At 68.8% G+C, this 26,745-nt stretch carries 23 protein-coding genes and 2 pseudogenes; 12 read left to right on the forward strand and 13 right to left on the reverse strand.

Translation table 11 applies throughout. The annotated features are described in order from the left end of the window. Positions 1–129: 129 nt before the first annotated feature. Together ACUZ2Y_RS30410 and ACUZ2Y_RS30415 are read right to left on the reverse strand one after the other, a co-directional pair. Positions 130–489, reverse strand: a complete 360-nt coding sequence (locus ACUZ2Y_RS30410) for a helix-turn-helix domain-containing protein (protein ID WP_476325345.1) — start codon at positions 487–489, stop codon at positions 130–132. After that, positions 489–1,310, reverse strand: a complete 822-nt coding sequence (locus ACUZ2Y_RS30415) for a deazapurine DNA modification protein DpdA family protein (RefSeq protein WP_476325347.1) — start codon at positions 1,308–1,310, stop codon at positions 489–491. Before ACUZ2Y_RS30415 ends, ACUZ2Y_RS30410 begins: the two co-directional genes overlap by 1 nt. Positions 1,311–1,401: 91 nt before the next feature. Here ACUZ2Y_RS30415 and ACUZ2Y_RS30420 point away from each other — a divergent pair, with 91 nt between their 5' ends. Beyond that, the gene (locus ACUZ2Y_RS30420) at positions 1,402–1,920 is read left to right on the forward strand and encodes an EcsC family protein (protein WP_476325349.1); all 519 of its coding nucleotides are present in this window, start codon (positions 1,402–1,404) and stop codon (positions 1,918–1,920) included. Between the two features lie 324 nt (positions 1,921–2,244). Next, positions 2,245–2,301: pseudogene (locus tag ACUZ2Y_RS30425) on the forward strand (hypothetical protein); the annotation flags it as partial. Between the two features lie 143 nt (positions 2,302–2,444). On the opposite strand, the gene ACUZ2Y_RS30430 reads toward ACUZ2Y_RS30425, so the two are convergent. Together ACUZ2Y_RS30430 and ACUZ2Y_RS30435 are read right to left on the reverse strand one after the other, a co-directional pair. Beyond that, positions 2,445–2,639, reverse strand: a complete 195-nt coding sequence (locus ACUZ2Y_RS30430) for a hypothetical protein (RefSeq protein ID WP_476332158.1) — start codon at positions 2,637–2,639, stop codon at positions 2,445–2,447. A gap of 29 nt (positions 2,640–2,668) precedes the next feature. Further along, entirely contained in the window at positions 2,669–3,187 is a 519-nt protein-coding gene (locus tag ACUZ2Y_RS30435) for an ATP-binding cassette domain-containing protein (RefSeq protein WP_476325351.1), read from the reverse strand. A gap of 248 nt (positions 3,188–3,435) precedes the next feature. Between ACUZ2Y_RS30435 and ACUZ2Y_RS30440 the strand changes: the two genes are divergently transcribed. Then, entirely contained in the window at positions 3,436–3,885 is a 450-nt protein-coding gene (locus ACUZ2Y_RS30440) for a transposase (RefSeq protein ID WP_476325352.1), read from the forward strand. Between the two features lie 331 nt (positions 3,886–4,216). Here the strand turns inward: ACUZ2Y_RS30440 and ACUZ2Y_RS30445 are convergent, their stop codons facing one another. After that, a complete protein-coding gene (locus tag ACUZ2Y_RS30445; protein WP_476325354.1) occupies positions 4,217–5,425 on the reverse strand; it encodes an ROK family transcriptional regulator in 1,209 nt (402 codons plus the stop codon). 91 nt (positions 5,426–5,516) lie between these two features. Here ACUZ2Y_RS30445 and ACUZ2Y_RS30450 point away from each other — a divergent pair, with 91 nt between their 5' ends. Further along, a complete protein-coding gene (locus ACUZ2Y_RS30450) occupies positions 5,517–8,066 on the forward strand; it encodes an alpha-N-acetylglucosaminidase (protein WP_476325356.1) in 2,550 nt (849 codons plus the stop codon). Between the two features lie 79 nt (positions 8,067–8,145). Here the strand turns inward: ACUZ2Y_RS30450 and ACUZ2Y_RS30455 are convergent. From ACUZ2Y_RS30455 to ACUZ2Y_RS30465, 3 genes and pseudogenes are all read right to left on the reverse strand, one after another. Further along, positions 8,146–8,543, reverse strand: a pseudogene (locus ACUZ2Y_RS30455) (transposase family protein); the annotation flags it as partial. Positions 8,544–8,705: 162 nt separating this feature from the next. Then, the gene (locus tag ACUZ2Y_RS30460) at positions 8,706–11,126 is read right to left on the reverse strand and encodes a family 20 glycosylhydrolase (RefSeq protein ID WP_476325358.1); all 2,421 of its coding nucleotides are present in this window, start codon (positions 11,124–11,126) and stop codon (positions 8,706–8,708) included. 214 nt (positions 11,127–11,340) lie between these two features. Further along, positions 11,341–12,588, reverse strand: coding sequence for an ROK family protein (locus tag ACUZ2Y_RS30465; RefSeq protein ID WP_476325360.1), 1,248 nt, complete (start codon positions 12,586–12,588; stop codon positions 11,341–11,343). A gap of 173 nt (positions 12,589–12,761) precedes the next feature. Here ACUZ2Y_RS30465 and ACUZ2Y_RS30470 point away from each other — a divergent pair, with 173 nt between their 5' ends. Then, on the forward strand, positions 12,762–13,481 hold the full coding sequence (locus ACUZ2Y_RS30470; protein ID WP_476325362.1) for an alpha/beta hydrolase: 720 nt from the start codon (positions 12,762–12,764) through the stop codon (positions 13,479–13,481). Positions 13,482–14,510: 1,029 nt separating this feature from the next. Here the strand turns inward: ACUZ2Y_RS30470 and ACUZ2Y_RS30475 are convergent. Then, the gene (locus tag ACUZ2Y_RS30475) at positions 14,511–17,909 is read right to left on the reverse strand and encodes a CHAT domain-containing protein (RefSeq protein ID WP_476325364.1); all 3,399 of its coding nucleotides are present in this window, start codon (positions 17,907–17,909) and stop codon (positions 14,511–14,513) included. 68 nt (positions 17,910–17,977) lie between these two features. Between ACUZ2Y_RS30475 and ACUZ2Y_RS30480 the strand changes: the two genes are divergently transcribed. From ACUZ2Y_RS30480 to ACUZ2Y_RS30490, 3 genes are read left to right on the forward strand one after another with little or no spacing between them, the layout of a single operon-like run. Then, positions 17,978–18,340, forward strand: coding sequence for a hypothetical protein (locus tag ACUZ2Y_RS30480; RefSeq protein WP_476325366.1), 363 nt, complete (start codon positions 17,978–17,980; stop codon positions 18,338–18,340). Beyond that, complete coding sequence (locus ACUZ2Y_RS30485; RefSeq protein WP_476325367.1) at positions 18,337–19,128, forward strand: hypothetical protein; 792 nt, start codon at positions 18,337–18,339, stop codon at positions 19,126–19,128. The genes ACUZ2Y_RS30480 and ACUZ2Y_RS30485 overlap by 4 nt, the downstream gene beginning before the upstream one ends. Positions 19,129–19,138: 10 nt before the next feature. Beyond that, entirely contained in the window at positions 19,139–19,735 is a 597-nt protein-coding gene (locus ACUZ2Y_RS30490) for a tetratricopeptide repeat protein (protein WP_476325369.1), read from the forward strand. 288 nt (positions 19,736–20,023) lie between these two features. Here the strand turns inward: ACUZ2Y_RS30490 and ACUZ2Y_RS30495 are convergent, their stop codons facing one another. Beyond that, a complete protein-coding gene (locus tag ACUZ2Y_RS30495; protein ID WP_476325371.1) occupies positions 20,024–20,323 on the reverse strand; it encodes a hypothetical protein in 300 nt (99 codons plus the stop codon). A gap of 357 nt (positions 20,324–20,680) precedes the next feature. On the opposite strand from ACUZ2Y_RS30495, the gene ACUZ2Y_RS30500 reads away from it, so the two are divergent. Then, positions 20,681–21,097, forward strand: coding sequence for a hypothetical protein (locus tag ACUZ2Y_RS30500; RefSeq protein WP_476325373.1), 417 nt, complete (start codon positions 20,681–20,683; stop codon positions 21,095–21,097). Here ACUZ2Y_RS30500 and ACUZ2Y_RS30505 read toward each other — a convergent pair. Beyond that, complete coding sequence (locus tag ACUZ2Y_RS30505) at positions 21,094–21,981, reverse strand: HupE/UreJ family protein (protein WP_476325375.1); 888 nt, start codon at positions 21,979–21,981, stop codon at positions 21,094–21,096. The genes ACUZ2Y_RS30500 and ACUZ2Y_RS30505 overlap by 4 nt on opposite strands. Before the next feature lie 28 nt (positions 21,982–22,009). Between ACUZ2Y_RS30505 and ACUZ2Y_RS30510 the strand changes: the two genes are divergently transcribed. From ACUZ2Y_RS30510 to ACUZ2Y_RS30520, 3 genes are all read left to right on the forward strand, one after another. Further along, positions 22,010–22,174, forward strand: coding sequence for a hypothetical protein (locus ACUZ2Y_RS30510; RefSeq protein WP_476325377.1), 165 nt, complete (start codon positions 22,010–22,012; stop codon positions 22,172–22,174). A gap of 42 nt (positions 22,175–22,216) precedes the next feature. Continuing rightward, positions 22,217–22,936: a hypothetical protein gene (locus tag ACUZ2Y_RS30515; protein ID WP_476325379.1), complete on the forward strand. Its 720-nt coding sequence runs from the start codon at positions 22,217–22,219 to the stop codon at positions 22,934–22,936. 101 nt (positions 22,937–23,037) lie between these two features. Continuing rightward, positions 23,038–23,646 (forward strand): malonic semialdehyde reductase, encoded by a 609-nt coding sequence (locus ACUZ2Y_RS30520; protein WP_476325381.1) that lies wholly within the window; start codon positions 23,038–23,040, stop codon positions 23,644–23,646. Positions 23,647–23,704: 58 nt separating this feature from the next. Here ACUZ2Y_RS30520 and ACUZ2Y_RS30525 read toward each other — a convergent pair whose 3' ends face one another. Next, positions 23,705–25,123 (reverse strand): LVIVD repeat-containing protein, encoded by a 1,419-nt coding sequence (locus ACUZ2Y_RS30525; RefSeq protein WP_476332141.1) that lies wholly within the window; start codon positions 25,121–25,123, stop codon positions 23,705–23,707. Positions 25,124–25,224: 101 nt separating this feature from the next. Further along, entirely contained in the window at positions 25,225–26,643 is a 1,419-nt protein-coding gene (locus ACUZ2Y_RS30530) for an LVIVD repeat-containing protein (protein ID WP_476325382.1), read from the reverse strand. Positions 26,644–26,745 lie beyond the last annotated feature (102 nt).

A 26,745-nucleotide genomic window follows, 5' to 3' on the forward strand; every position in this document is an offset into this window, starting at 1 on the left:
ACGGAATCCGTCCCCGCGCTTTTCCACCCACGCCATCACTGCCGCCTTTCGTCAGAGGGGTTTACTGCCCGAATGTGGGCGTGGCGGAATTAGCGCTCCGTTTCGGGAGCAATGCAAACCCAAATGTGGTCACACATTGAGGCGGCGCTGCCGGTGTGCTCTCATCGTCACGCGTGGCGCGTGTCTGTCTCGGGCGGGTTGGGCGGCATCGGTGACGATCTTCTCCAGATCTTCCCGGGAGAAGCGCAAATGTTTGCCCAGGAAGGTGCATGGCACCTCACGATTGGCCGCCCGCCGTCGTAGCCACGACTCCCGCACCTGCAGCGCGGCCGCGGCCTGGGCTGGGGTGAACAGCAATTGGCCCGGATGTTGCCCTGGTGGGCACGTGGGCGACCCGGATGGTGGCGATGGGGGATCGCCACCCGGATAGTGGTCGGCGCGCTGCAATGGCGAAGGAGAAGTTTCTTGGATTGCGTCGTCTTCGATCATCAGGCCACGCTTCGGGCGTCGTGGGCCCCGTTAGCGCCGATCCGCCGTGGAGTCGTTTTCGTGGGGCCAAGTGGAGTCAGCTGATTGATGTGGAGTTTGGCCGACAGGTCCGCGTGCCATTCCAAGGCGAAACGCAGACAATTGGACTCGCTGCGGTGGGTAGCGGAGCAACCCCGAACATGGCGGCCCCGCAGACTCCAGGATGCCGAGTCGCTGGAGACGATCGTGTCGGCGTATCGGGCGAGGCCGAGGATTTTGGCGCCGAAGGTGTGCAGCTTGTAGCCCCGTGCGGCCAGGGAGCGGACGATCCGTTCGACTTCGACGGTGTGTTGGCGGCGGCATACACTGCCCACACCGACCAGCGGCAGGGCGGCGAGATCAACGCCGTGCCGCTCGTACAGATCTGCACATCGGTTGTAGTTCGCAATGGACTGTCCTTGCAGGACAGGGATGATCGGCAGTTCGGGGGCGAGGTCGCGCAGCTGCAGGTAGTTGGCGACGGTGCGCTGCTGGTGGACGCGGACGGTGGCGCCGGTGCGTGCGAGGACGTGGTCCTCGGTCATGTGGTCCATGGGTGCGGCCCAGTCGAGTTGGCCGATTTCGGTGGAGTAGCGGCGAATGGCGGCGATGTAGGCGTGTTCGGTGGTGCGCCACCGCCCGTGCATGGACAGTTCGGTGAAGCCGCCGGAGTCACACGCCCAAGGGCCGCTCGCGCGTGGCAGGCTGCGGCGCCCGGCGAGCCGCCGATGCGAGACCAGCAACGGGATTCCCAAGTCGCGTGCGAGCCAGGCGGGTTGGTGGGTGCCGAGATAGAACCTCATCGCCGAACCACCCGGGGTCGGACTGTCCTCGCGATCAGCAAGCGAGCTGAGCGACATTCACAAGCTCGACCTGCGCGACATCGACAAGGCCATGCCTCGTCTAGGACTGGGCTACACGACTTTCAGCACAATCGAGGGCGCGGGCGCTGGCCTGGCGGTTTCCGGCGGCGAGTTACTCGCGACTGTCGGAGGCGTCTTCGGCGCGGGCGCCGGTGCAGCGCCCGGTGCGGGCACGGTCGCGGCGGCGATTGCTGCAGATGCTGTGCTCGTACTAGGTGCGATGACGAGGGCGATCGCCCACACCGCCGCGTACTACGGCTACGACACCGAGTTGCCGCAGGAGAGGGTCTTCGCGCTCGGCGTCCTCAACTTCGGAATGGCCCAGCAGACCGGCAAAAGCATCGCCTACGCCCAGTTGAACAAGATCGTGAACGACCTCGCCCGCAAGGCGACGTGGGCGCAGCTGAACAAGAACGGCGTCACGAAGATCGTCAAAGCGTTCTACGGGCGAACCGCATCCCAGCTGACGAAGAAGAAGCTCGGACAGGCTGTGCCGGTCGTCGGCATCGTGATCGGCGCCGGACTCAACGCGCTGCTGCTGAAAACCTGACCAGTGACGCCGAGCATCTTTACCGCGAGCGCTTCCTGCGTGAGAAGCACAGCCTGAAGACGGTAGATGTCACCGTGACCACGAAGGGTGATGATTTCGACCTGGTCGACGACACAGTCCACATCGCGGAGATCGTCGAGGAAGAAATCGCTGACGAGAGGCACACCCGACGGGCCGACTGATGGCTGACCTGGATGCAGAACCCGGTGCAGGCCGACTGGTCTCAGTCGGAGGGGTTCTGCGACTTGTTTCTCGTCAGTTCGGTTGACCCAGCGCGGCCGAATCTGAACAGATGGGTCTGTGAGAAGGTCGATTGCGCAGTTCATGTGGGGTTTTCAGCCTCACTTCCGAAACGGCTTGGAGCGCGTAGCGCGTGACGTGTTCGAGCAGATCGGGTTCGGCGTCGGCGCCCGGCCCCACTTCTGTTCCACCCCAGCGGAAGCAGAGCCAGATCAGGTACCCCAGAAGCGGCACCGCGACCAGGACCCTCGGGCGGACCGCCCGGCGCAGGTGGTAGGCCGTCGTCATGTCGCCGAACCGGTCAGGGCGAGGTACGCGTCGGTGAGCGTCGGCTCGACCTCCTTGGCCGCTCCCGGCGGTTCGTCCGCGTCGAGGAACCGAACCCGGCAGCAGCCAGGCCCCAGCCTGCTCAGGCCGGTGACCGTCGCCCGCCGGCGGATCTCCTCGACGAACCGGTCGTCACCTTCGGCGAGGAACACCGGCTGGTGCTGGACCAGGGCCGGGTCGTCTATGACGGCAGCCCGTCCGGGCTGACCGCGCTCGCGCCGAACCCCCGGGGCGCCACCGCTTCCACATCGGAGATCACGTGCGTCGAGTAGACGATGAGCGACTGGGCCGCGGTCGCGGTGACCCGGTCGGCGAACCTGAGCCGCTCCCAGGGGTCGAGACCCTGCGTGGGCTCGTCGAGCAGCAACACCGGGGTCTGCGCGGCGAAGGCATACACCAGCCCGACCCGCTGCCGCATCCCGCCACTGAACGTGCCAAGTGGACGGTCGGCGACCGGGTCGAGGCCGAACTCCTCCAGCAGGCCGTCGACCGCCGTCGACGGCCTGCCGCGGAGTTTGAGCAGGTGCCGGACCATGACCCGGGCCGAGACATCCGGGTCCAGGGAAAGGTTCTGCGGCAACAAGGTTGTCGCGGCGCGCAGAGCGCGGCGGTCGCGCCCGAGCGCGTCCGCGCCCAGCCGGATCTCTCCCGCGGTCTCGGCGAGCAGGAGCGCGAGGGCGCCCGGGCGGAAGATCCGCACCGAGACGCCGTGCTCCCGTTCTCCTGTCTATCGGTTGAAGCTGACGCTGTCCCGTAGGACCTAGGCCGTGTTTCAGAGGGCTGACCAGCACAGGCCCTAGCGATGGCGGCTATTTCGGCGTGTCGTTGATCGAGTAGGTGAGGTCTCCGGTAGATCGATCAACGACCAAGAAGATCGAGAACACCGGAGACCTCGTGGCGAGCGTAGCGGCGGCGGGACGAGCCGACCTGTCCGACGTGCAGTGGGCGATGCTGGAGCCGCTGCTGCCCGTCGGGAAGAAGCCGGGCCGCCCGCCGAAGTGGACCAAACGGCAACTGATCGACGGGATCCGCTGGCGAGCGCGGGTCGGGTCGCCTTGGCGTGACATCCCACCGGGATACGGCTGCTGGCAGACCGTGTACGGGCTGTTCCGGCGTTGGCAGCGGGCCGGGGTATGGGTGCTGATCGTGTTGGGGTTGCAGGCGCGTGCCGATGCCGCCGGGCTGATCACGTGGGATGTGAGTGTGGATTCCACGATCAATCGAGCGCATCACCACGCGGCGGGCGCGCGGATCGAGAGCGGTTCGCAGAAGGAACCCCCCCGGGTGGGGTCGGTGAGCCCGAACCGGCCGATCATGGGTTGGGGCGATCGCGGGGTGGGTGGACCACGAAGCTGCATTTGGCCGTCGAGCAGGGGCAGAAACCGTTGTCGGTGGTAGCGACCGCGGGGCAGCGGGGTGACTCGCCCCAGTTCCAAGTGGGTGCTGGGACGTGTCCGGGTCGCTCATCGGGGTGCTGCGCGAGCGGCCGGGGCGAAGGCGGGGAGCTGGGCGCTGAGTCGAGGGCGGCTGGATTGCCCCGATGGTTGCGGGCCCGATCGGCGGACGTCAGGTTTCTGGTCACGGCGGCCGGCACCGAGGACACCGCCAGGTCCGATCGAAGTCGGTGGTGGCGCGGTCGCGCGAACGTCCCATCGGCGGCGAACCCGCGTGGCTCCTGTGCCGAGCCTGCCTGGCGCGACCCACCTTGGGCGCAGGCAGACCGACTGGCTCAGCCGGTCGAGAGTCGGTCCGCGGTGGCGTCCAGTGCGTGGCGGACGGCGCCCAAGGCTACGGCGTCTTCGCCCAGGGTTGAGGCGCGGACTTCGGCGGGGGACAGGGTTCGGCCGCGGAGGTGGTGGCGTACCGGGTCGAGGAGGGTGTCGCCTGCTCGGGAGAGGCCGCCGCCGATGACCACTTGTTCCGGGTCCAGCAACAACATCAGGGCGCTCAGGCCGTGGGCGAAGCGGGCGGCCACCTGGTCGACCACGGCGAGGGCGACCGGGTCACCCGCGGCGGCGGCGGTGAACAACGGGGCGATGTCGCGGTCGCCGGGGCGGGTGAGTTCGGCGTGCAGGTCGGGGGAGTCCGCGGTGGCGGCCACGGCCAGCCCGTGGATCGCGGTCGCGCCCACGAGCTGTTCGAAGAGGCCGGTGCCGTCTGCGGGTTCGCTCGGCTGGAGGCCGATGTCGAGGAAGCCGAGTTCGCCTGCGGCGGCGTGGGCGCCTCGGTACGGCTTGCCGTCGATGATCAGGCCCGTGCCGATCCGCTCTCCCCATTGGACGAACACCAGCGAGTCGACCCCCACCGCCGCGCCCCGCCACCGTTCGGCGAGGACGGCGAGGTTGACGTCGTTGTCGATCAGAACCGGGCAGCGTAGGCGCTCGCGCAGGCGGGGGACGACGGGCAGGTGGGCCCAGCCGGGGATGCTCGGGGCGAGCACCACCTCGCCGAGATCGCGGTCGACGACACCTGGGGTGCCGACGCATACCGCCCACAGGTCCGACACAGCCAGGCCTGCCGCGCTGATTGTCTCGTCCAACGCGGCGGCGACCGCGTCGTACACCTCCGGGCCCGTCGCCGCGGGCGGGGTGGCGACCCGGTGGGTGGCACGGATGGCGCCCGTCAGGTCGGCGATCTTGATCAGGATCTTGTGCGGTCCGACGTCCACCCCGACCACATGTCCCAGCTCCGCGCGGAATCGGGCGCGCTGCGCGGGGCGGCCGACTCTGGCCGTGTCGTCGGCGATCAGTTCGACCAGATCGGCGTCGCGCAAGTCCGCCAAGGCGCGGCTCACCGCGGGGCGGGACAGGCCCGTCGTGGTCATCAGGTCGGCCACCCGCGCGGTCGCGGACTCCGCGGCGCACAGGGCGGCGAGCACGGCGGTGACGTTGATCCGGCGGAGCACGTGTGGCCCGGTGGCGGCCGTCGGAGAACGCACCCGGGCTGCCCCTTTCGCGGTCGCGATTGATAGTGCACTATCTCACAGGAGAATAGTAACGTACGTTGCGTTTCTAATTGAGGTGGTCCCCGTGAAACCCCTGCGCATGTGGGCTCTCATTGCCCTGTTACCCCTGGTCTCCGTGCTCCCGGAGGTCCCCGCCCATAGCGCGGAGGCGGCGTTCGACGTCGCATCCGCCAGAGCGGCGCTGACCCGCCTGCTTCCCGTGCACGCCGGTCAGTTCGTCCTCGACCCGGTCGCCAAGCCCGCGTCCGGCGACTTCTTCGACCTCTCCGGCGGCGGAGGCGCGGTCCGGGTGCAAGGCACCAGCCCGGCGGTCCTGCTGACCGGCGTGAACTGGTACCTCAAGCACGTCGCCAAGGTCGACGTCTCCTGGCCCGGCGACAGCCTGTCCCGGCTGCCCGCCACCCTGCCCGCGCCGCCCGCCCCGATCCGCCAGGCCGCGGTCGTCCCGCACCGGTTCGCGCTCAACGACACCGATGACGGCTACTCCGGCCCCTACCGCGACTGGGCCGCGTTCGAACGGCAGATCGACCTGCTCGCCCTCAACGGCGCGAACGAGGTGTTCGTGCAGATGGGCGCGGAGGCCGCCTACTACGCCGCGTTCCAGGAGTTCGGCTACACCAAGGCCGAGCTGCAATCGTGGATCCCGGGCGCCGCGCACCAGCCGTGGTGGCTGCTGCAGAACATGTCCGGCTTCGGCGGACCCGTGACCGACGCGCAGATCACCGCCCGGGCCACGCTCGGCCGCAAGATCACCGACCGGCTCCGCGAGCTCGGCATGACTCCCGTGCTGCCGGGCTACTTCGGCACCGTGCCGCCGAACTTCGTCGCGAAGAACCCCACCGCCCGCATCGTCTCGCAGGGCACGTGGTGCGGCTTCGCCCGCCCGGACTGGCTCGACCCGCGCAACGGCCTGTTCCCGCGAGTCGCGGAGGCCTTCTACCGACACCAACGCGCGCAGCTCGGCGATTCGGCGATGTACAAGATGGACCTGCTGCACGAAGGCGGCAACGCGGGCGACGTCCCGGTCGGCGACGCCGCCCGCGCGGTGATGACCGCGCTCGGCACCGCCCGACCCGGCGCCACCTGGGTGCTGCTCGGCTGGCAGAACAACCCGCCCGCTGCGATCATCGACGCCGTCGACCGCACCCGGCTGTTCATTGTGGACGGACTGTCCGACCGCTACGACGGCCTCGACCGCGAGACCACGTGGAAGGGCACGCCGTACGCGTTCGGCAGCATCCCGAACTTCGGCGGCCACACCACCATCGGCGCGAACACCGGCGTCTGGACCAACCGGTTCGACCAGTGGCGGACCAAGTCGGGCAGCGCGCTCAAGGGCATCGCCTACATGCCCGAGGGCACCGGCACCAACCCGGCCGCGTTCGAGCTGTTCATGGAACTGGCCTGGCGCGCCGGGCCGATCGACCACCAGGCCTGGTTCGCCCGCTACGCCGAACGTCGCTACGGCACCGTCGACGCACGCGCGAGCGCGGCCTGGGAGCAGTTGCGCCAAGGCCCGTACAGCACCCCGTCGGGCTCTTGGAGCGAGTCGCAGGACAGTCTGTTCGCCGCCCGGCCGAGCCTGACCACCACCAGTGCGGCGGCGTGGAGCCCCGCTTCGATGCGCTACAACGCGGCCACCGTCCAGCGTGCTCTCACCGAGCTGCTGGCCGTGTCCGCCGCGGCCAGGGCCACCGACGCCTACCGCTTCGACGTGGTCGACGTCGCCCGCCAGGCGCTCGCCAACCACAGCCGGGTTCTGTTGCCACAGCTGAAAAGCGCCTACGACGCCAAGAACCTGACCCGCTTCCGCCAACTCCGCTCGGAGTGGTCCGCGGACCTGGCTCTGCTCGACGAACTGCTCGCCACCGACCACCGGTTCCTGCTCGGCACCTGGCTCAAGGGGTCCACCGGCTCGGCGGCGACCGAGTACGACGCCCGGTCGGTCATCACCACCTGGGGCCACCGCGCGGCCAGCGACGGCGCCTCCCTGCGCGACTACGCCAACCGGGAGCTGTCCGGGCTGGTCAAGGACTTCTACGCCATGCGGTGGAACAAGTACCTCGACACCCTCGACACGGCGCTGGCCTCCGGCGCCACCCCCGCCACGATCGACTGGTTCGCGGTGGAGGACGCCTGGAACCGCCAGCGCACCGCGTACTCGACCACACCGACAGGCGACCCCCACGCGCTCGCCACCCGAGTCCGCGACGTCCTGCCGCCGCCTGCGCCCGCCGGTCCGGTGATCGGGTCCTCCGGCAAGTGCGTGGACGTCACCAGCGGCAACTCGGCGAGCGGCACCGCGCTGCGACTGTGGTCCTGCAACGGAACCCCGGCGCAGACGTGGACCGTCCCCGGCGACGGGACGCTGCGGGCGTACGGCAAGTGTATGGACGTCCGCGACGGAGCGACCACGCCGGGGACGGCCGTGCAGTTGTGGGACTGCAACGGAACCCCGGCCCAGGCCTGGACCTGGCAGGCGGACAAGACCCTGCGCAACACCAAGTCGGGACTCTGTCTCGACGCGACAGGAGGTGGTACGGCCGACGGCACAGCGTTGATCGTGTGGACCTGCCATTCGGGTCCCAACCAGCGGTGGACAGTGCCTGCTTGATGCTGTGATGCGGGCGGACGGCCGGGGCGCACGCCTCGGCCGTCCGACTTTCAGCACGGGCGGCCTGCCTGGGGGGCATTCAGGACTCCTGACGCAATGAGTGGGCCTTGAGTCGGCGCCAGCAGTTGATGCTGCAGCCGATGGCGAGAGAAGGCTTCGTGGAGGTCGTCGCGGACTTCCCAGCGGATGCGGAGTCGTCGGAACCAGGGCGAAGGCGCCCTCGACAACCCACCTGTGGACGCCGAGGCCGGTTCCGTGCTCGACGCCGCGGCGCGCGATGACGGGCATGATCCCGTTGGCGCGGACCAGGTCGTGGTCGTAGGCGCGGTCGGCGTAGATTCGGTCCGGTCGCTGCCTTCGCCCCCGCACATGGGAACCGTCAACCGCCGCGCGCGACCAGTCGAGCAGGTCGGCGGCGTGCAACTCGGCCGACGGCACCTCGTGCAGCCGCTGCCAGACCCGAGCCTCCTGCCAGTCCCATCAGACGATCGCCACAAGGCCGTCAACCGCGTCTGGCACGTCAACGCCGACGGACGGCACCTCTACGTCCTGGTCGGCAGTGCGGCGGACGACCACAATGGGAATCGCCCGCCGATCCCTCGCAGGTCGGCGGGCGATGTATAGGAAGTTCCCGTTATCTCACTGGCCGAGCACGTTCAACTCCGCCGCCGAGGCCCAGGGATTCCCGTTGATCTCAGATAGTGCCCTGAGTCGGAGATGGCGGGCGGAGGTCGGCGTGAAACACGCGGATTCCTCAGCCTTCGTGTTCACCCAGGTCCCGGTCGCGACCGGGTTGCCCCACGTGGTCCCGTCAAGCGATGTGTGCACCTCGTATCGGGCGATGGTGCCGTTGGTGTTGGCGTTTTGCCGGGGCAGGTAGTACAGGCAGCTCACCGTCGAGGTTGCGCCGAGGTCGAGGTGGATCTCGTGGGGCATCGGGGCCGGGGAGGTGGACCACGCGGTGTGCCAGATGGTGGTGGGGTCGCCGTCGAGGGTGTTGGTGGCGGCGCCGTTCTCGGCGGCCAGTTCCTGGCTGTCGACGTGTCGGACCGACATGCGGGACTGGGGGATTCGGCTGGGGGTGGCCTTCGGGGTGAGCACGTCGAGTTCGGCCACGGCGGCGTGGGTGTTGCCCTGGCCCCATTCCGAGAGCGCGCGCAGCTTCACGTGGCGGCCGCTGGTAGCGGCGAAGGCGACCCGCTGTTCGACCGGGGTGTTGGGGAACTGTCCGGCCGCGACCTTCGTCCATGGGCCTGTGCTCGTGGTGGCCACCCATAGTTCGTAGTCCTTGACCTTGCCGTTGACACCGCCGTCCTGTCGCGGCAGGTAGCGGAAGCCCGACATTGCGCGGGTCGCGCCGGTGTCCAGCACCAGTTCCGCGGGTAGCGGGGACACGCCGCCGGAGTATTTGGTGTGCCAGATCGTGTAAGGGTTGTTGTCCTTGGCGTTGGTGGCCGCGCCGTTCTCCGACTGGGTTTCCTGGCTCGACGCGGACGCGGTCCACCCGGTCTGCGACAGGGCGGTGTCCGCGCCGGGCTCGCCTTCGCCGACCCGGTCGATGTTGTCGATCAGCGCGGACAGCGACGCCGCTTTGGGGCCGCCCCAGGTTCGGTCGGCCATCACCTGCAGCGGCCTGCGGGCGAAGTGCTCGGCGTTGTCGACCGGCAGCGCGTAGCTCTTGTCCATCCAGCGGGAGATCTTGTAGCCGCGGATGCCCGGGTGGGCGGAATACGAGTAGTCGAACACGGCGTTCGGGTTGGAGTAGCCGTAGTCGCCGGGCTTCTGCCCGAAGCCGATCGACACGTAGAAGATGCCATCGGTGGTGACGACCACGGGATAACCCGCCCCGGCGTGCGCCGAACCGTCGGCGAGCCAGTCGTTGAGCACGATGTTCGTCGCGGGAGCGATCGACGTCCGCGCGCCGCCGTAGTCCCACCACTCCCACAGCTGCGCGGTCTTGCCCTTGGCCCGCACCGCCGTGTTCAGCATGTTGACGAAGTCGACGAACACGTCGCCGGGGTAGGCGAACCCGCGCGCCTGCTGGTAGCTCACCAGCTCGGGGCAGTTGGCCTTGGCCGTGTCGTTGGGGATCTCGTCGCCGCCGATGTGCAGGTACGGCGAGTCGAACAACGCGGCCATCTCGTTGACCAGGTTCACCGCGAAGGTGCGCGTGGCCTGCTTGGTGACGTCGAGGGTCCAGCCGCCCTTGTCCGCGCCCTCCCATGGCACGCCGGTCGGCTTCGCCAGCGACGGGCACGTGAATGCCAGCGCCGGGTCGAACGCGCTGAAGTGCGAGGAGTGCGCGGGGAAGTCCAGCTCCGGCACGATCGTCACGCCGTGCTGCTTGGCGTAGGCGACCAGGTCGGTGATCTCGGCCTGGCTGTAGCGCTCCGGCGAGGCCAGCGTCGGGTAGACCTTGCTCTCCACCCGGAAGCCGTTCCAGTCGGTCAGGTGCAGGTGCAGGGTGTTCAGCTTGTACCAGGACATCCGCCGGATCTCCGCCTTCAGCCAGTCCACACTGAAGTACCTGCGGCCGACGTCGATCATCTGGCCGCGGTCGGGGTAGCGCGGCCAGTCCCGCGTGGACCCCTGCGGGAACGTCTTGCGGTCCGCGCTGGCACGCAGCCCTTGCAGCAGCGTCCGGGTGCCGTTGAACACCCCGGCCGTCGTCTTGGCGGCGATCGTCACCGACGCGCCCGACGTCAGCGTGTACCCCTGGTCGCCGATGGCCGCGTCGGTGGACCCGAGCGCCAGCACCACATCACCGCTCATCGGGCTCGCGCCGACCGCCAGCGGGAGCGCCACTCCGTTCTCGGCGGCGAAATCGCCGCGCAGGCGCTCGGCGACCGGGGCCAGCGCGGCTTGATCGGCGGCGGACACCACCAGCCTGCTCAGCGCGGTGGCGGTCCACGCACCCGCACCGCCGGTCCACTCGCGGATCGTGGGGACGATCACCGGCGCGGCGTTCGCCGCGCTCGCCTGCCCCACCGGCCATAACAGCGATGCGCCGACGGCGATCGCGGCGATCAACGCCGCCCGCCGTCCTGATGTGAGACCCATCGAACCTCCTGCTGCAGGGCATCCAGGGAATTAGTTCATGTATTATTAGAAAGAATTCCATGCAGGTCAAGGGTCACAGAGGCGTTGACTAGCCCCACGTCGCGTGTTACTGGCTGACGGCACCCGGCGGCCGGACAGTGTGATCGCGAATCAGCCGCCCGCGGCCGAAACCGACCTGTTCGGGCCGCCCCGCACGTGGTCGATGCCGGTGCGGTCAGGAAGTTGATATCGGTTGCGCGGGAATCGCTATGGGGTGGTCGTAGGCGGAGGTCGGGTCCTCGAAGACCACGTCCACGACCGCCTGCGCCGCCCCACGCGCCGCGCTGGTGAACCCGAGGCGGGACAGCCGCACCTCGCACCGACCCGCCCGCGCCCCGATGACAGTCTCCTCGATGGCCGCTCGCACCCGGCCGATCAGGTAGTCACCGAGGTGCGCGAAATACCCACCCAGCACGATGACGGCGGGGTCCAACATGGTGACCAGCATGCCGAGTCCCAAGCCGAGGTCGGTGCCGACGTGGTCGAGCGCGGCCAGCGTGCGTGGGTCCCCGGCGCCCGCCCGCGTCCTGATCTCGGCGAGTCGCTCCTCCAGGTCGCGACTGTTGTCGAACAGCGGGTCACCGGGGTCGGCGACCTGGTTCAGCAGCGCGGTGAAGCCGACCATCGTCTCCCAGCAGCCGAGCTTGCCGCACGCACACGGCACGGGGTCGGGGTTGACCCGGACGTGCCCCATCTCCCCTGCGAACCCGGTGGCCCCGACAACCAGCTTGCCTCCGATGACGATGCCGCAGCCGACTCCGACCTCGCCCCGGACGTAGACGAGATCGCGCACCCCCTCGACTGAGGCGAACGCGTACTCGGCGACCGTTCCCAGCCGCGCGTCATTGTCGATCGAGACGGGGAGAGCGGACGAGCCAAGGCGAGCCACGACCCCATCGACCACAGCGACATCCGCCCACCCCATATTCGGCGCGAACACCACCACGCCACGCTCGCGATCGATCTCCCCCGGCGCCGCGATCGTCACGCCGACGGGCGCTCGGCCCATGGCCGCGAGGCAGGCGATGACGTCACGGATCAGCTCCGTGGCGACATCCAGGACGGGACCGGGATCGCGCGGGAGGTCGACGGTGACCCTCCGGTCCAGCAACTCCTCGCCGTCGAGCCCCAACGCGACCGCCCGGACGTAGTCGACCGAGATTTCCACACCCAGCCCGCACAACCCCCGCCCGTCCAACTCCAACGCCAGCGGTGGGCGACCGATCATCCCGGCTCGCGCGACCTCGCCTTCCCGGACCAGCCCACGCTCGACCAACTCGGCGACCAACACCGTCACCGTCGGCCTCGGCAAGCCCATGTCCTGAGCCAGCCGGGTCCGCGACCGAGCGCCTGCACGCAGGTGGCGCAACGCCAACCCAAGATTCTTCCGCCGAATCGACGCGCGGCTCGCCCCGTCCTCCATTCCACCCGCTTCCGATCGAGGTAACTAGTTTGAATGGTAGCTAAATTAACCACTGGTGCCGGAAGGGTCGCCCTCGGGGCACTTGATGTGATGGGCGGGGCGCAGACGAGCAGCGTCAGGCTCCTGTGCCAGACGGAGGCGCAGCTTCAGCCGTGTGCGGGAGGACATGCCGGATGTTCGAGGATTTCGAAGCACGCTCGATCGAGGTGGACGGGGCATCCATCTTCACCTGCTACGGGGGAGCAGGACCCCCGGTGCTGTTGCTGCATGGCCACCCCAGGACCTCCGCGACGTGGCACCGCGTCGCGCCCTCTCTGGTGGACCGCGGGTTCACCGTCGTCTGCCCCGACCTGCGCGGCTACGGCCGATCTCGGGGACCGGTCCCCACCGCGGACCACGAGGGCTATTCGAAGCGCGCGGTCGCCGGAGATGTGATGGCGGTGATGCGGTCGCTGGGGCACGAGCGGTTCCTGCTGGCCGGGAATGATCGAGGCGGCGCCGTGGCGCTCCGCCTCGTCCTCGACCATCCCGAAGCGGTGTCGCGGATCGCGTTGATCGATTGCATGCCCATCAGCGAGCACCTGTCCCGCATCACCGCGAAGGTCGCCACGCAGTGGTGGCACTGGTTCTTCTTCGCGCAGCCAGACATCCCCGAACGGGTCATCAACGCCGATCCGGACAACTGGTACCACGGCGACCCAGACAGCATGGGCCAGGAGAACCACGACGAGTGGCGCGAGGCCGTGCGGAACCCCGACGTGGTGCGGGCGATGTTGGAGGACTATCGGGCCGGTCTTACTGTCGACCAGGCCCATGAGGAGGCCGACAGGAGCGCCGGGAAGCAGATCCGGTGTCCCGCGCTGGTCTTGTGGTCATGCGGGGGTGGCGGATAAGGATCTCGGGCATCGTCAACTGGAACTGGGCCCGCGAGCAGGGCTGGGCCGGGTCCGCCCGCCCAAGCCCTGGCCGCCGACGCGGCCCGCGGCGATGCCGTGGCCGTCGCCGCGTTCGACCGCGGCACCGGGCGCTGGTCCGCGGCATCATCGACACCGCGACCCTGTGCGACGTCGAGCGGGCCGTCATCGGCGGTGGGGTGGCCGCGGCGGGCCCGGTGCTGTTCGAGCGGCCGCGCGACCACCCTGGCCCGCTCGGCGACCTTGAGCTTCGTACGGCGGGTGACCGTGGAACCGGCCGCCCTCGGCAGGCACAGCGGCCTGAATCATCCTCGATGGCCCACACGACATGCCCCCAAGCCGACTTGACGGGTAACCAGTTCGACATCCGCTCATGCCGCGAAGCGGTAACCGCCGCAGCCCAACGGGCAAGCGGGGAGCGCCGGGGAGCACGCGTGGGAGCAAATTGGGAGCAGTTCGATGCGCTCAACTGCGTTAAACGATGTCCAACTGCCCCCAACCGACCTACGGCGACCTGCCGAATTCTTGTTTCCGCAGGTCAAGACCGATTTCCGGCATAGTTCACACCGAAGGGGTCACTGGTTCGATCCCAGTATCGCCCACAAGCTCAGGCGGCCTGTGTCCACGGAAAGCGTGGACCAGGTCGCTTGTTCTTTGTTATGGGGGCCAAGCCCCACACTCCCACGGTGCGGCATCTCACGACCCAGCGTGGTCTCGGAATTGTGATAGTCACTGACAAGGTCCACCATGTGTTTTTGCAGCTAGACGGGCTGCCGGTGATTCATCGGTGGGCGGTTTGCTGTTGTGGGGAGCAAATGGGGAGCAAATGGGGAGCAGGGGGCGGTGACCACATGCTCGTTTCCTATGGGGGTCAGGTCCTGTGTGGTCGTTCCGGGTCCATGTTCCGAATGTGGTCCATCGGGTTTCCAGGGCGTCGAGCATGGCGTCGGTGGGCTGGACCTCGTCTTTTACGGCGACCCGAACACCCGCGGGCGGTATGCGGTCTGGTCACTGTCCGAAATGGACGAAAGGTGCCCACCTGCTTGGGCGGTAGGGATCCTCGGCGCGCAATCGCAGGACCACGGCGTGCAGTGCCTGCGCCACCCGCGTCGGAGCGAGGGCGAGTTCGCCGTACAGCATGTCGGTGACGAGTACCGCGGTGTCGTCGCCGATCGCCCACAGGGTGCTGACGACCTGCCGGGCCCCGGCGATCTGCATGGCGGCGGCGACGTGCGAAGCCTCGTCCGGCAGGTCGCCGCCGATGGCCGTGTGGCACGCCGACAGGACCACCAGCTCCGAATCGAGGTCGAGCGCCGCGATGTCGGCCGTGCTCAGCAGGGCGTCGGCGAGGTAGAGCCCGTCCCGCCCACCGTGACACGCGAAGTGCGCACGCGAGTGCCGCGGCAGTGACTCCAGCACCAGTGCGCGGGTCGCCGCGGCCCCGGTCAGTACCACGGTGTGCGGGAAACGTGCCCGCAGCAGGTCGGCCTCGCGCGAAGCCGACGGCAGGTCGGGCAATCCGGACACGTAGACGGGCCGCTCGTCACAGGCGATGACCAGCGGTTGCCGGGGCTTCGCCGCGGACGCCCGCCGCGCGTACAGCAGCGCGCGCAACGTCGGGGTCGTCGATGAGACGACGCGATCGAGGACGGCCGAGCCGGGTTCGTCGTCCGGGTCGTGGAAGCCTGCTGCGTGCAGTGGCAGCAGCGCGAGCGGTCCGGTCGGGCACCACCACAGGCGCCCACCTTGAACCGAGGCGAGTACGGGCGCCGCCACCGCCACCCACAGCCATTCCAGTACCGCGAGCACGACCTGTTCGCGCGACCCGGCGGAACCACCCGCGCCGACACCGGCCTTGGCGACCGCGTCGAGATAGAAGCCGGCCTGTTCCTTGACCAGATCCGCGGTGAGGTCGCGCAGCTCCACCACCCGGACGCCGGCGTCCGCCACCACCAGCGCGTCGCACCGCAGCCTGCTCACGTTGACCAGCACCACCGGGCCGTCCGCGGCTGCCGCGGCCAGGTCCGCGAACGGGGTGGGCAGGAGGAATCGCTCGAAACCGGGGCGGGCGCGTACATCCGTGACGAGCGAGTCCCACTCTCGTGCCAGCGCTCGCCTGCGTTCGGCCACGTCGGTTGCGCTTCGGGCATCCGCCCACCCCAGCGCGTCGGACTCGGCGCGCAGCTTCGACAGTCGCGCGGCGAGATCGGGATGGGCCCGCAGGTCGGCGCGGGTGTCGAGGGCCTGGCCCCAGAGCAGCGAGCGGCCATGATCGAGCAGTTCGACGGCACGCTGGGGTTCGCCTGCCGCGATGAACGACGCGGCGGCGTCGCACGCGACGGTGGGCCAGCGCGCGAGCAGCCGTTCACGGTCAGCGCGGGCGAGGCCGCGCCAGACGATCAGGTGCAGGTAGCCGATCGCGTCGGCGTACGCGCGGCTCGCGGACTCCCACTCGCCGCCGTCCGCGTACAGCCCGGCCAGGCGGACGAACGCGTCCATCCGGTCGAGCGGCCTGCCTGTGGTCCCCGTGACCTGACGAGTCAGTGTCTCGATCGCTTCCTCGGCCATGCCGAGATCCGCGAGCACCTGCGCGAGTGTCAGCAACGCCAGCTGGTGCTTCGGTGCCTGTTCCGGTGTGGCGGCGATCACCGCGCGGAACAGCTCGGCGGCCTCGGCCAGGTCGTCACGGCCGTCCGAAGCCAGGCCGCGGTCGCGCAGCGCCAGCCCCAGGTTGATCCGGTCCGAGGGGACCGGTCGTGCGTCGAGAGCGACGCGCAGTGAGTCGATGGCCGCGTCGATGTCCTGGCGGACACCGGTGGCCCCAAAGCGGCTGCGCAGGCGGTTGCCAAGGTTGGCGTGTGCGTGGGCGCGTTCGGACGGCGACGTGGCCGTGCGCACCGCCCTGAGCCCGATCTCGACGGACTCGTCCAGGTCCGCCCGACGCCCGGCGTGCTCGAAGCGGTAGATCAGTGCGGTGCCCAGGTTGTTGAGGTAGCGGGATTCTCCCGGCTGCAGCTCGACGACCCGTCGGGCGTAGCCGATCGCCTCATCGAGGTCCGCACCGCTCTGGTCGCGCCGGAACCGATTGGTCAATGCCGCGCCGAGATTCACTATATGGGCGAGCTTGTCGTCGCCGAGCGGCACCGAGCCGAGTGCGGGGTGTGCGACGGCCTCGCGTAGCAGTTCGACCGCGTCGTCCAGGTCGGCCGCCTGCCCGCGCTCCTCGAACCGGCGCGTCAGTGCTGGGCCGACCGCCCAGCCGACCATCCATCGGTCCGGCCCTGCTTCGGCCACCAAGGCGCGGCCCTCGGCGCAGATTTGGTCGAGCAGCATCACGTCACGGGTCTCCTCGTACTGACCCAGCGTCGTCACCAGCCGGTTCGCGCGCGCGTTGAGCGACTCAGGGTCATAAATGAGTTGGGCCCCCGGCGGCAGCGGGAGCTGGAGCGGGCCACGCAGTTCGATGACGTCGGCCAGCGCTTCCTCCGCGATGGCCCGCGTCTGGGGTTCCGCGGTGCGTTCAGCGGCCATCCGCAGGTACTGCGCCGCCTCGTCGATGTCGGCGGCGGTGCCCGTTTCGCGGAAGCGGTCGCGGTAGCCGGCGCCGATGTTGAACAGCACTCGTGCGGCTTCCGGATGATCGCGCGGACACACGTCGAGAACGTGGTGCAAGGTTTGCAGCATCGCGTCGAGGTCCTCGATGGTGCCGCTGATCCGGTAGCGGACACCGCGCACCTCGCTGAGGTTCCGTAGGAAAGGGTAGGCATTGCCGTCGTCCGCGGGCAGCAGCCGCAACGCGCGCTCAAGGTCTTGCTGAGCCGCGTCGAGCAGCGTCAGGTCACCGCTGAGCTTCGTCAACGAGACGGTGGCCGCGCCGCGCAGGCCGTACAGGGAGCCGAGCCCGTCGAGGTCGGGCGGCAGCCACGCCAGGCACACACCCATGAGCTTGATCGCGTACCGCACGAGGGCCGCGTCACCGTTCTCACCGATCAGCAACAGCGTCTTGGCGACCTCGGCCGCCTCGCCCACCGGACGCCAGTCGCGGGTGACGCGGCCGAGCACAAGGGAGTGTTCCGCCAAGCTCCCCAACACGAACAGCTTCGAGGCTTCGGGTGCGACGCTCGTCAGCTCCCGGTACACCTCGACGCAGTCCATGATGTCCTTCGGCGCCTCGGTGTTGCGGCACTTGATGCCGCGGGCCTCGCCGAGCACCAGCAGCGCCGCCGGCCGTTCCGGCGTGTCGGCGGTGCACAGCGACACCGCACGGGCGGCCTCGGCAATGGACTCGTCGAGCTCGGCGGTGTCCCCCGACTCCCGGTAGCTCTGCAACCAGGCGCGGGCGTTGCGCAACGCGAAGCCGATGTCCTCGGCGGGCTCGTACTTGCCGCGTGCACGGCGCCCGAACATGCCCGTTCCCCCAACTCCACCCAGTGACCTGGTCTACGCTCACCGTAGCTGGTGAAAAGGGGGATCCGTTGGGCAACGAGCAAGACTCCCTCGCGCTCTGGTGCGCACAGCTGCCTCATCTCCGCGACCACGCCCGCGCCAACGGGGTACTCGCGCGGCTCGACCGGGATGTCGACCGGGTTCGTGAGGGCGGACCGGCCCAACGCGCGTTGCTCAAGTGGCTGCCGCGCGAGTCGGCCGAAGCGCTGCGCGGCTGGGCCGACCGCCCAGCGGTGGGCATGGCCGGTCTCCCCGGTGTGCGCGCGACGCCCGGAATGAGTGCGGGTGATTACGCTTGCCCGCGTGACCGGTGCGCCCGTCGCGCACACCGCGACGAGCACGGCCACGTGCCTCGCTGCACGGCGTTCGACGAGCCCATGCGACCGGCATGACCGGTGTACTGACGGAGGTCGGCAAGCGGGTCAGCGGCCACTGGCTGACCGCGATCCTGCTGCCGGGGCTGCTTCTCGCGGTCGTGGGAGCGACCGCCGTCGTGCTCGGCCACGCCCACGCCCTCGACGTCACCCGGGTGACCGACCGGGTGAGCGGGCTCCTCCGTGCGCGGCCGGACCAGCTGGTGGTGACCGCGGCGTCGGCCGTCGCCGCGGCGGGCGTGCTCGGGTCCGCGGCAGGCTGGATCGGGAAGGTGGTTCAGCGTTGGTGGTTGCGTGATCGCTTCCTCACCGGTGGTCTGATCATTCGTTCCCGGTGGTCGCGGCGGTCCCGCGCGGTGGCCGCCGCCCAGCGCGCCGAGGTCGGCACGGTCGCCGCGTACCTGCCGCGACGACCGACGTGGATCGGTGATCGCGTACGGCTCGTCGAGGCACGAGTCAGGGCCGAGTACCGCGTGAGCGCGGCGCTGGTGTGGCCCCGCGTGTGGCTGCTCATGTCCGAAGACGCCCGCCGTCCGATCAGCGACGTGCGAGCCCGCTACGCCGACGCCGTGACCCTCACCGGCTGGGGAACGCTGTACCTGCTGACGGGCCTGCTGTGGTGGCCCGCGCTGATCATCGGCGGCACGGTGTGGCTCACCGCGTGGCAGCGGTCGCGGCACACGGTCGCGGAACACGCCGAGCTGGTCGAGGCCGCGATCGACGTGCACCTGCGCGGTCTGGGGGAAGTGCTCGGTGTGACCGAAGGAAGATCGATCGACGACCGACTGGGGAAATCCGGTCTCTAGGGAGGCGACCGTGTTGTTCTCACGTGGCAAGGAAAAGCCGGTGCCCGACGAACTCGCCCGGCGCACCCGGAGCGCACTGGCGCTGTTCGACGCGGGCCAGTACCAGCACGCCGAGCCCGAGTGGCGCGCACTCGTCGCCGAGTACGAGAACCAGCTCGGCCCCGACCACTCGGAAACGATCACCAACGTCGACCGCCTCGGCTCAGTGCTCTTCCGGCTCAGGAAACTAGACCTGTCGCGGGAGATGCACCTCGAGGCGCACCGCCGGGCGCTCACCACCTTCGGCCCCAACCATCCGGCGACGCTGCTCTTCGCGCACAATCTCGCCTGCGCCCTCGTGATCATGGGCGACCGAGAGGCCATCCCGCTCCTGCGGGACACACTGGCACGCAGGCGGCGCAAACTCGGCAAGCGCCACGAGGACACCATCACCACCGCCACGACCCTCGGCGTCTTCTTGTTCACGACGGGCGACCCGCGGGGCGCGATCACCACCCTCAACGAGGCCCTCGACGCGGGCAGGCGGGCCTTCGGGGAGAACGACCCGCTGGTCGCCGACATTGCCCACCAGCTGGACATCGTGCTGCTGAACACGAGGCTCAAGTGACCACGTCGAGCGCGATGTCGACCAGCATGTGCACCCGACCACAGGCGAAGCCCGGTCGCGTCGACCCGGCAACGCCAACCTCTGCCACGCAACACAAGAACGTTTGACAGACCGGAAACCCACGATGGCGACGGCCTTGCGATGTGGAGGTCGTCGGCGCGGTCACGCGATGGAGGCCCGGCCGCTCAATGAGCGACTCGAGGCGCAGATGCTCAAGTAGCGCGGATAATCGCGGCAACTCGAGTGAGCACGTAGCACGGAAACACCAGTCGAGACCGCGTAAAGTGATCAGATGCAGCCGGAACCCACAGGCGGTTGTAGTTTCGCGCAGCGGACCTCTGCGCGATCTGCTCGGTGCCCTGCGCCGAGCCGCGACCGACGGGGTCGGTTGCCCGCGATGCCGGCGCCGTACGCCACGTAGGTGTTCGTGTCCGGCACCCGCATCAGGTCCGCCGCGGGGAACCGGAAGTCCAGCGACTCGTCACTCGGCCGCGACGCGGCGGTCGCGCCCGGCACCGCGGCCAACAGGCCCGCCACGCACGCGAGGACAACCGCGCTCAGCGCCGCGGCCCGCCGCGGCCCGCTCATCGGGTCACCGTCACGCGGACGCGGACCGGGCGGTGGTCGCTGCCGTAGCCGGACAGGGCGTCGACCTCGGACCCGGCGGTGTGCCGCTTGGCCCACACGTGTCGGACCGGAGGCCCCCGCGTCCCCGACGTTGTAGGTGACGACCTTGATCGTGTGCTCGTCGAGCGCCTCGGCGGCTCCCGCACCGGGGACCGCGACGAACACCGCCACGAGAGCAAGGACCGGGGCGAGAAGCGCCAAGCAGAGCGCCCTTCCAGTCAGCTTCGGCCGCGCCGATAACTCCGCCCGGGCCGAGTTGTTCACCTGACAGGGCGAATCTGCGCGATCCTCCGACCCGAGCCCGGCATCATGGCGGCCATGGACACCACGTGGGCCGTCGTCCGCGCGCAGCCGACCGGATCCGGCGATATCGCGGGGACCTTCGGCACGCTCGAACGCGCCGAGATTCTCCTCGCCGAACTCGATGACCACATCCTGGTTCGCTGCGACGAGGAAACCGGCTTCCGGGTCGTCCACTACTGGATCTGTCACGGTCACGTAAGGGGAGCTGAGGTCGAGGTGTGGCCGCCGTTCCCGTTGATCGCGGCCAGCCGCCTGGCTCACCGCGACCACCCCATCGAAGAAGTCGAAGGTGTCGAGGCCAAGGACAAGGAGTCCGAGCTGGACTCGATTGTGAGTGGCGAGGTCGTGCATCACTTCTTCGCGTACGCCACCAGCAGTGGTCGGGCCACGGAACTCGCCGAGGCGCACGCTGGGGATCTGGTCGCACGCTAAGCGGCGCCGCTCGGGGTCAGGAGTAGGCGTTCGACGAACCAGATCAGGCCGATCACGCCGACGATGGCGGCCGTGGTGAGGTGGGCTTTCGACGACCACGAATGGCGGCGCGCCAACAGGAGCAGCGGGAACACCAAGAGCACGACCAGGAGCTGTCCCAGTTCGATGCCCAGGTTGAAGCTGAGCAGCCCGCCGATCAGGCCGCCGCTGAAGTCGTCGGTGAAGTTCAGTGCCCCGGCGAAACCCAAGCCGTGCAGCAGGCCGAAGGCGAACACGACCACGGTTCGGTGCCGTGACTCGCCGCGGACGATGTTCTCCACGGCGATGTAGACGATGGATGCGGCGATCAGGGGTTCGACGACCGCGGCGGGGACGTCGACCCACCCGAGTACGGCCAGGGCGAGCGTGACGCTGTGCGCCACGGTGAAGGCCGTGGCGAGCCGGATGACGCTGCGCCAGCTCTGGGCGCCGAGCAGCAGCAGCACCAGGAAGAGCACGTGGTCGATGCCGAGCAGGATGTGTTCGAGCCCCAGCCCCACGAAGCGGGCCATCGACGAGAGGAAGCCGGTGTCCGGTGCTTCGGGCGCACTCGCGGCATTGCTGCGCTCGCCCACCCGCAGTTCGCGGTGGCCGCCTTCGAAGACGTCGCTGCCACCGACACCGCCTAACACGTAGTCGACCACGTTCATGTGGTCGGACCCAATGGCGTGCGTCTCCGCGAACACCCCGTAGCGCACGGTGAACTGGCCGTTCGCCGAGTTCGGGCAGGTGTGGACGAGGTGCAGGCGGGCGTAGAGAAAGTTCTGCCGCTTCACGATTCCCGTGTCGTCGAGCTTGGCGGCGCACCGGGTGTCGTCGAGTTCGACGACCAGGCGCTCGGTCACGTAGGCCGCCACCTTCTCGTGGCCCGCCTTGAGGAAGGAAGCGGCGGCCGTCCGCGAGCGGGAGAAGTCGCTCCTGCGGCTGCGCGAGGCGACGGTCCGCGACTGGGCGTCCCAAGTGGACGTGCTTGCGCCGGCAGAAGAGGCCGAGGTCCTGCGAGCCGAGGTGGACCGGCTGCACGCTCAAGGTGGCTGATCATCCCGAGCGCGCGAGCGTGAGCGGCTTTACGCTGCGCGGATGCGGATCAAAAGCGCCGTCACGCTGGTCGGAGTGGACGACTCCATCGCGGAGGTCGTGCCGCTGCTGGTGAAGCGGTGGCAGGAGTTGGTGTTCGACGACGACGGTGTCGTGCTGGTCGACGGGCGGCGGCGGGAGGGGCTGGCGCTGGTGGCGGGCGAGCATCCCCGGGCGGGTGCTCGCTACGAGGTCGTGACCGCGGGGGAGCGGCCCGGGCACTACGTCGCCGAGGTGGTCGCCGACAGCCCGGCCGAGGTGCGGGTGCGGGTGGACCGGGCAGGCGACGTGCCGATCGAGGTCACGGTGGCCAAAGGCGCGTCGAAGGTCGACACGACGTTCGACGGGAGCATCGAGGGCCTCGGTGGCACGGTGCGGGGGACGGCCACGCTCGACTTCGACGGGTTGCACAAGGACGTGCCACAACTGGTCGGCTCGATCGAGCACGACCGGGTGGCAGGCGATGTCAAAGCCTGGGTCCGGCCCGGCTGGACGGTCGACGTCGTGGCCGACGTGCGGGGCAAGGGTCTGCTCAGGCCGCTCATGGCGCCCGTGCTGTGGCTGCGGGGCAAGCGCGTCCTGACCGACGTCCTGGAGAAGCGGGCGGCGGAGATCCAGGCGTTGGCCGAGCGCCTGGGGAGTCCGCTGGACCCGGCGCTGGTCGCGGACAAGATCGCGGGTGACTTCCTCGCCGATGTGGTGCCCTACAAACTCCGCACGTAGGGAGTGGCGCGGCTCACGAAATAGTCAAGCTCTCAACTGGAATAGTCAAGCTCTCAATCAAGTTGGCCATCAGTGAACCACCCGCCGACCTAGGGGATCTGATGACCGCCGCCCTGAACGACACCCTCGCCCTCCCTCGGGACGCCCAGGACCTGCTGTTCCGCGAGGCCCGCAGCGCGAACACCTTCGCCACCGAACCGGTGACCGACGAGCAGGTCCGCGCCATCTACGACCTGGTCAAGTGGGCGCCCACCGCGATGAACGGCCAGCCCCTGCGCGTGCTGCTGGTCCGCTCCGACGAGGCACGCGAGCGACTGCTGCCGCTGCTCTCCGAGAACAACCGCGCCAAGACCGCGTCCGCGCCACTCGTCGCGATCCTGGCCGCCGACGTGGACTTCCACGAGCACCTGCCCACCCTCTTCCCGCACCTGCCGGGCGCCAAGGACTACTACGCCGACGAGACCCACCGGACCGAGAACGCGAGGTTCAACGCCGCGCTGCAGGTTGGCTACTTCGTGCTCGGGGTGCGCGCCGCCGGGCTGGCCGCCGGGCCGATGGCGGGCTTCGACGCCGCCGGTGTCGACCGCCAGTTCTTCCCCGACGGCCGCAAGCGCTCGCTGGTCGTGGTCAACATCGGCAACCCTGGTGCGGACGCCGCGTTCCCGCGCAGCCCGCGCCTGGAGTACGACCAGGTCGTGGAGACCGTCTGAACCGACGAAAAGGGCCCGCCGTGCGGCGGGCCCTTCTTCGTGCAGCTGACTCTGCTGACTACTTGCCGTAGCCGTACTGCGTCTGGACGTTCAGCTCAGACCACTTGTGACCGCGCGCCACGTTCGTCGCCGGGTCGTTGATCTCGATGACGTCGAAACCCTTGCCGATGTCCGAGGCGTAGATGTGGCCGTTGTAGTAGTACGACGACCAGACACCACCACCCTGGTTCGGGTCGGCGGCCGGGCCCCGCTCGAAGAAGCCGATCTGCTTCGGCGCCCGCGAGTCGGTGAAGTCGAACACCTGCACGCCGCCCATGTACCAGGCCTGGACCATGATGTCCTTGCCCGGGACGGGGATCAGCGAGCCGTTGTGCGCGACGCAGTTCTCCGAGTCCGTCTGGTGACGGTCGATCTTGAAGAAGCTGCGGAACTCGAGCTTGCGCCCGTCGCCGCCGCCGGTGATGTCATAGATGCCGTTGGCGCCGCGGGTCGGGCCGATCTTGGCATTGCAGGTCGCCGCTCCGCCGCCGCCGAGCTCGTCGGTGAAGACGACCTTGGTGCCGTCGTTGTTGAACGTCGCCGAGTGCCAGAACGCGAAGTGATCGTCGTCCCGCACGGTGTTGAACACCCGCGGCTTCTCCCGGTCGGAGATGTCCATCAGCACGCCCTCGCCCATGCACGCGCCCGCGGCCAGGTTCTTGGCCGGGAAGACGGTGATGTCGTGGCAGCCACTGGTCGGCACCACGTAGCCGGTGTCGATCGTGCCGGGCTTGCCCGGGTGGCCGCCGTCCGGGAACAGCACCGGGGTGGCCACGATCGCCGCGGCCGCCGGGTTCTTGACCGGGACCTTGATGATCGTGATCTTGTCGTGCGGCGGCTGGCACTTCGGCAGCGCCGCCGACGGGCCGTAGGACGAGACGTAGAGGTAGACGTCCTTGCCGCGCTTGTCCGGCACCAGCGTGTGCGTATGCGACCCGCAGTCGGTCTCGACAGCCGCGACGTACTTCGGGTTCGCCTTGTCGGTGATGTCGAAGACCTTCATGCCCTCCCAGTACGGCTTGGTGCCGTCGTTCTGGGAGGTCGAGTTGCACGAGTTGTCGCTGCGGCGCGCGTCGGTGGAGACGAACACGAGGTTCCCGCTCACCGAGATGTCGTTCTGCGCGCCGGGGCAGAGCACCTGGCTGGTGATCGTCGGCTTCTTCGGGTTCTTGATGTCGTAGATCGTGAACCCGAGGTAGTTGCCCACGATGGCGTGGTCGCCGCTGAACGCGAGGTCGGTGCCGACCGAGCCCGGCCCGGACAGCGGGCCGGTGGGCGGGATGTTGACGACGTGCGAGACGTTGGCGCTGGTGACGATCTCGTCATTGGCCGGAAAGTCCTGGGCGGCGGCGGATGGGCCGCCTACCACGGACAGTCCTGCCGCGGCGACGCCGAGCAGCGCGAGCGCCGCTCTGCGAGACCTCTTGCTGAAGCGAATCGAACTCACTCTTTTCCCTTCATTCCCTGCAGGTCTGTGCTAGGCAGTATCTCGGGGCGGTGTGATCTTCGCCATCCGCGATCCCGAGTACGGTGGCTTGGTTAGTTGTTGCCGTGACGCAGCGAGTACTGAGTCTGCGCGTTGAACACCTTCTGGTGAACCGACTTGGCTGAATTGGTCAGCGGGTCGTTGATCTCGAGCACGTCGAGGCCCTGCTGTCCGTCGTTGGAGTAGATGTAGCCGTTGTAGTAGTACGCCGACCACGTGCCCGACGGTCCGACGCGCGAGGGCAGCGGGTCGAAGTGCCCGATCTCGCGCGGGTTCGCCGAGTCGGTGAAGTCCCAGATCGAGACGCCGCCCTTGTACCAGGACTGGACCATGATGTCCTTGCCCGCCACCGGGATCAGCGATCCGTTGTGCGCCACGCAGATCTCGCTGTCGTGCCGCGGGATCTTGAAGTAGCTCTTGAAGACGAGGTCCGTGCCGACGATGTCGTAGATGCCGTCCGCGCCGCGAACCTGGCCGATCTCCGGCTTGCACGTCGCCGCGCCGCCGCCGCCGAGCTCGTCGGTGAAGATCACCTTGGTGCCGTCGTTGTTGAACGTCGCCGAGTGCCAGAACGCGAAGTTGGCGTTGTCCTGGATCCGCTCGATCACCTTGGGGGCGGCGCGGTCGGAGATGTCGAACAGCACGCCGTCACCCATGCAGGCGCCCGCGGCGAGGTCCTTCTCGGGGAAGGCGGTGATGTCGTGGCAGCCACTGGTCTCGCGCACGTGGTGGTCCGGGAAGTTTCCGGGGATCCCGGCGTTGCCGCCGTCCGGGAACAAGACCGGCGCGGAGCTGACCGTCGCCGCGGTCGGGTTCGCCAGCGGCACCTTGATGATCGAGATCTTGTCGTGCGGCGGCTGGCACCTCGCGATGGTGGCCGACGGGCCATAGGACGACACGTACAGGTAGACGTCCGTGCCCGCCTTGTCCGGCACCAGCGTGTGCGTGTGCGACCCGCAGTCGGTCTCGATCGACTTCACGTACTTCGGGTTGGCCTTGTCGCTGATGTCGAAGATCCGCACGCCCTCCCAGTACGGCTTGGTGCCGTCGCTCTGGGCCACGGAGTTGCAGGAGTCGTCGCTGCGGCGCGAGTCCACGGAGTAGAACAGCAGATCGCCCGCGACGCTGACGTCGCCCTGGGAGCCGGGGCAGAGCACCTGGCTGACGATCGTCGGCTTCTTCGGGTGCTTCACGTCGTAGATGGTGAAGCCGTTGTAGTTGCCACCGATGACGTAGTCGCCGATGAACGCGAGGTCCGAGGACCGGGCCCCGCCACCGAGCAGCGGCGCCGTGGCGGGCACGTTGGCCACCTGGCGCACGTTGGGGCTGGTGACGAAGTTCGGCTCGCCGAGGTCGGCCGCGTCCTGGGCGGCCGCGGAGGTCGCTCCCCACAGGGAGAGAGAGATGGTGGTCGCGCCGATGATCGCGGCCGTGACATATCGGGATCTTGAACTAAGGCGTGTCGCCCTCACGCTGTTCCCCTCATTCGTAGGACGTCTTATCCGCGCAGTGTCTCCCGTGGATCTACTTCCAAACAGCGAATATTTTTCCCAGTTGCCGTTTAGCCGGGAACT

Source organism: Actinokineospora sp. UV203, assembly GCF_056323665.1.

Bases quoted from the DNA above. Each gene is read 5' to 3' on its own strand.
- ACUZ2Y_RS30410 (WP_476325345.1), bottom strand. From the start codon at position 489: ATGATCGAAGACGACGCAATCCAAGAAACTTCTCCTTCGCCATTGCAG.
- ACUZ2Y_RS30415 (WP_476325347.1), bottom strand. From the start codon at position 1,310: ATGAGGTTCTATCTCGGCACCCACCAACCCGCCTGGCTCGCACGCGAC.
- ACUZ2Y_RS30420 (WP_476325349.1), top strand. From the start codon at position 1,402: ATGCCTCGTCTAGGACTGGGCTACACGACTTTCAGCACAATCGAGGGC.
- ACUZ2Y_RS30440 (WP_476325352.1), top strand. From the start codon at position 3,436: ATGCTGGAGCCGCTGCTGCCCGTCGGGAAGAAGCCGGGCCGCCCGCCG.
- ACUZ2Y_RS30460 (WP_476325358.1), bottom strand. From the start codon at position 11,126: ATGGGTCTCACATCAGGACGGCGGGCGGCGTTGATCGCCGCGATCGCC.
- ACUZ2Y_RS30465 (WP_476325360.1), bottom strand. From the start codon at position 12,588: ATGGAGGACGGGGCGAGCCGCGCGTCGATTCGGCGGAAGAATCTTGGG.
- ACUZ2Y_RS30470 (WP_476325362.1), top strand. From the start codon at position 12,762: ATGTTCGAGGATTTCGAAGCACGCTCGATCGAGGTGGACGGGGCATCC.
- ACUZ2Y_RS30475 (WP_476325364.1), bottom strand. From the start codon at position 17,909: ATGTTCGGGCGCCGTGCACGCGGCAAGTACGAGCCCGCCGAGGACATC.
- ACUZ2Y_RS30485 (WP_476325367.1), top strand. From the start codon at position 18,337: ATGACCGGTGTACTGACGGAGGTCGGCAAGCGGGTCAGCGGCCACTGG.
- ACUZ2Y_RS30495 (WP_476325371.1), bottom strand. From the start codon at position 20,323: ATGAGCGGGCCGCGGCGGGCCGCGGCGCTGAGCGCGGTTGTCCTCGCG.
- ACUZ2Y_RS30500 (WP_476325373.1), top strand. From the start codon at position 20,681: ATGGACACCACGTGGGCCGTCGTCCGCGCGCAGCCGACCGGATCCGGC.
- ACUZ2Y_RS30515 (WP_476325379.1), top strand. From the start codon at position 22,217: ATGCGGATCAAAAGCGCCGTCACGCTGGTCGGAGTGGACGACTCCATC.
- ACUZ2Y_RS30520 (WP_476325381.1), top strand. From the start codon at position 23,038: ATGACCGCCGCCCTGAACGACACCCTCGCCCTCCCTCGGGACGCCCAG.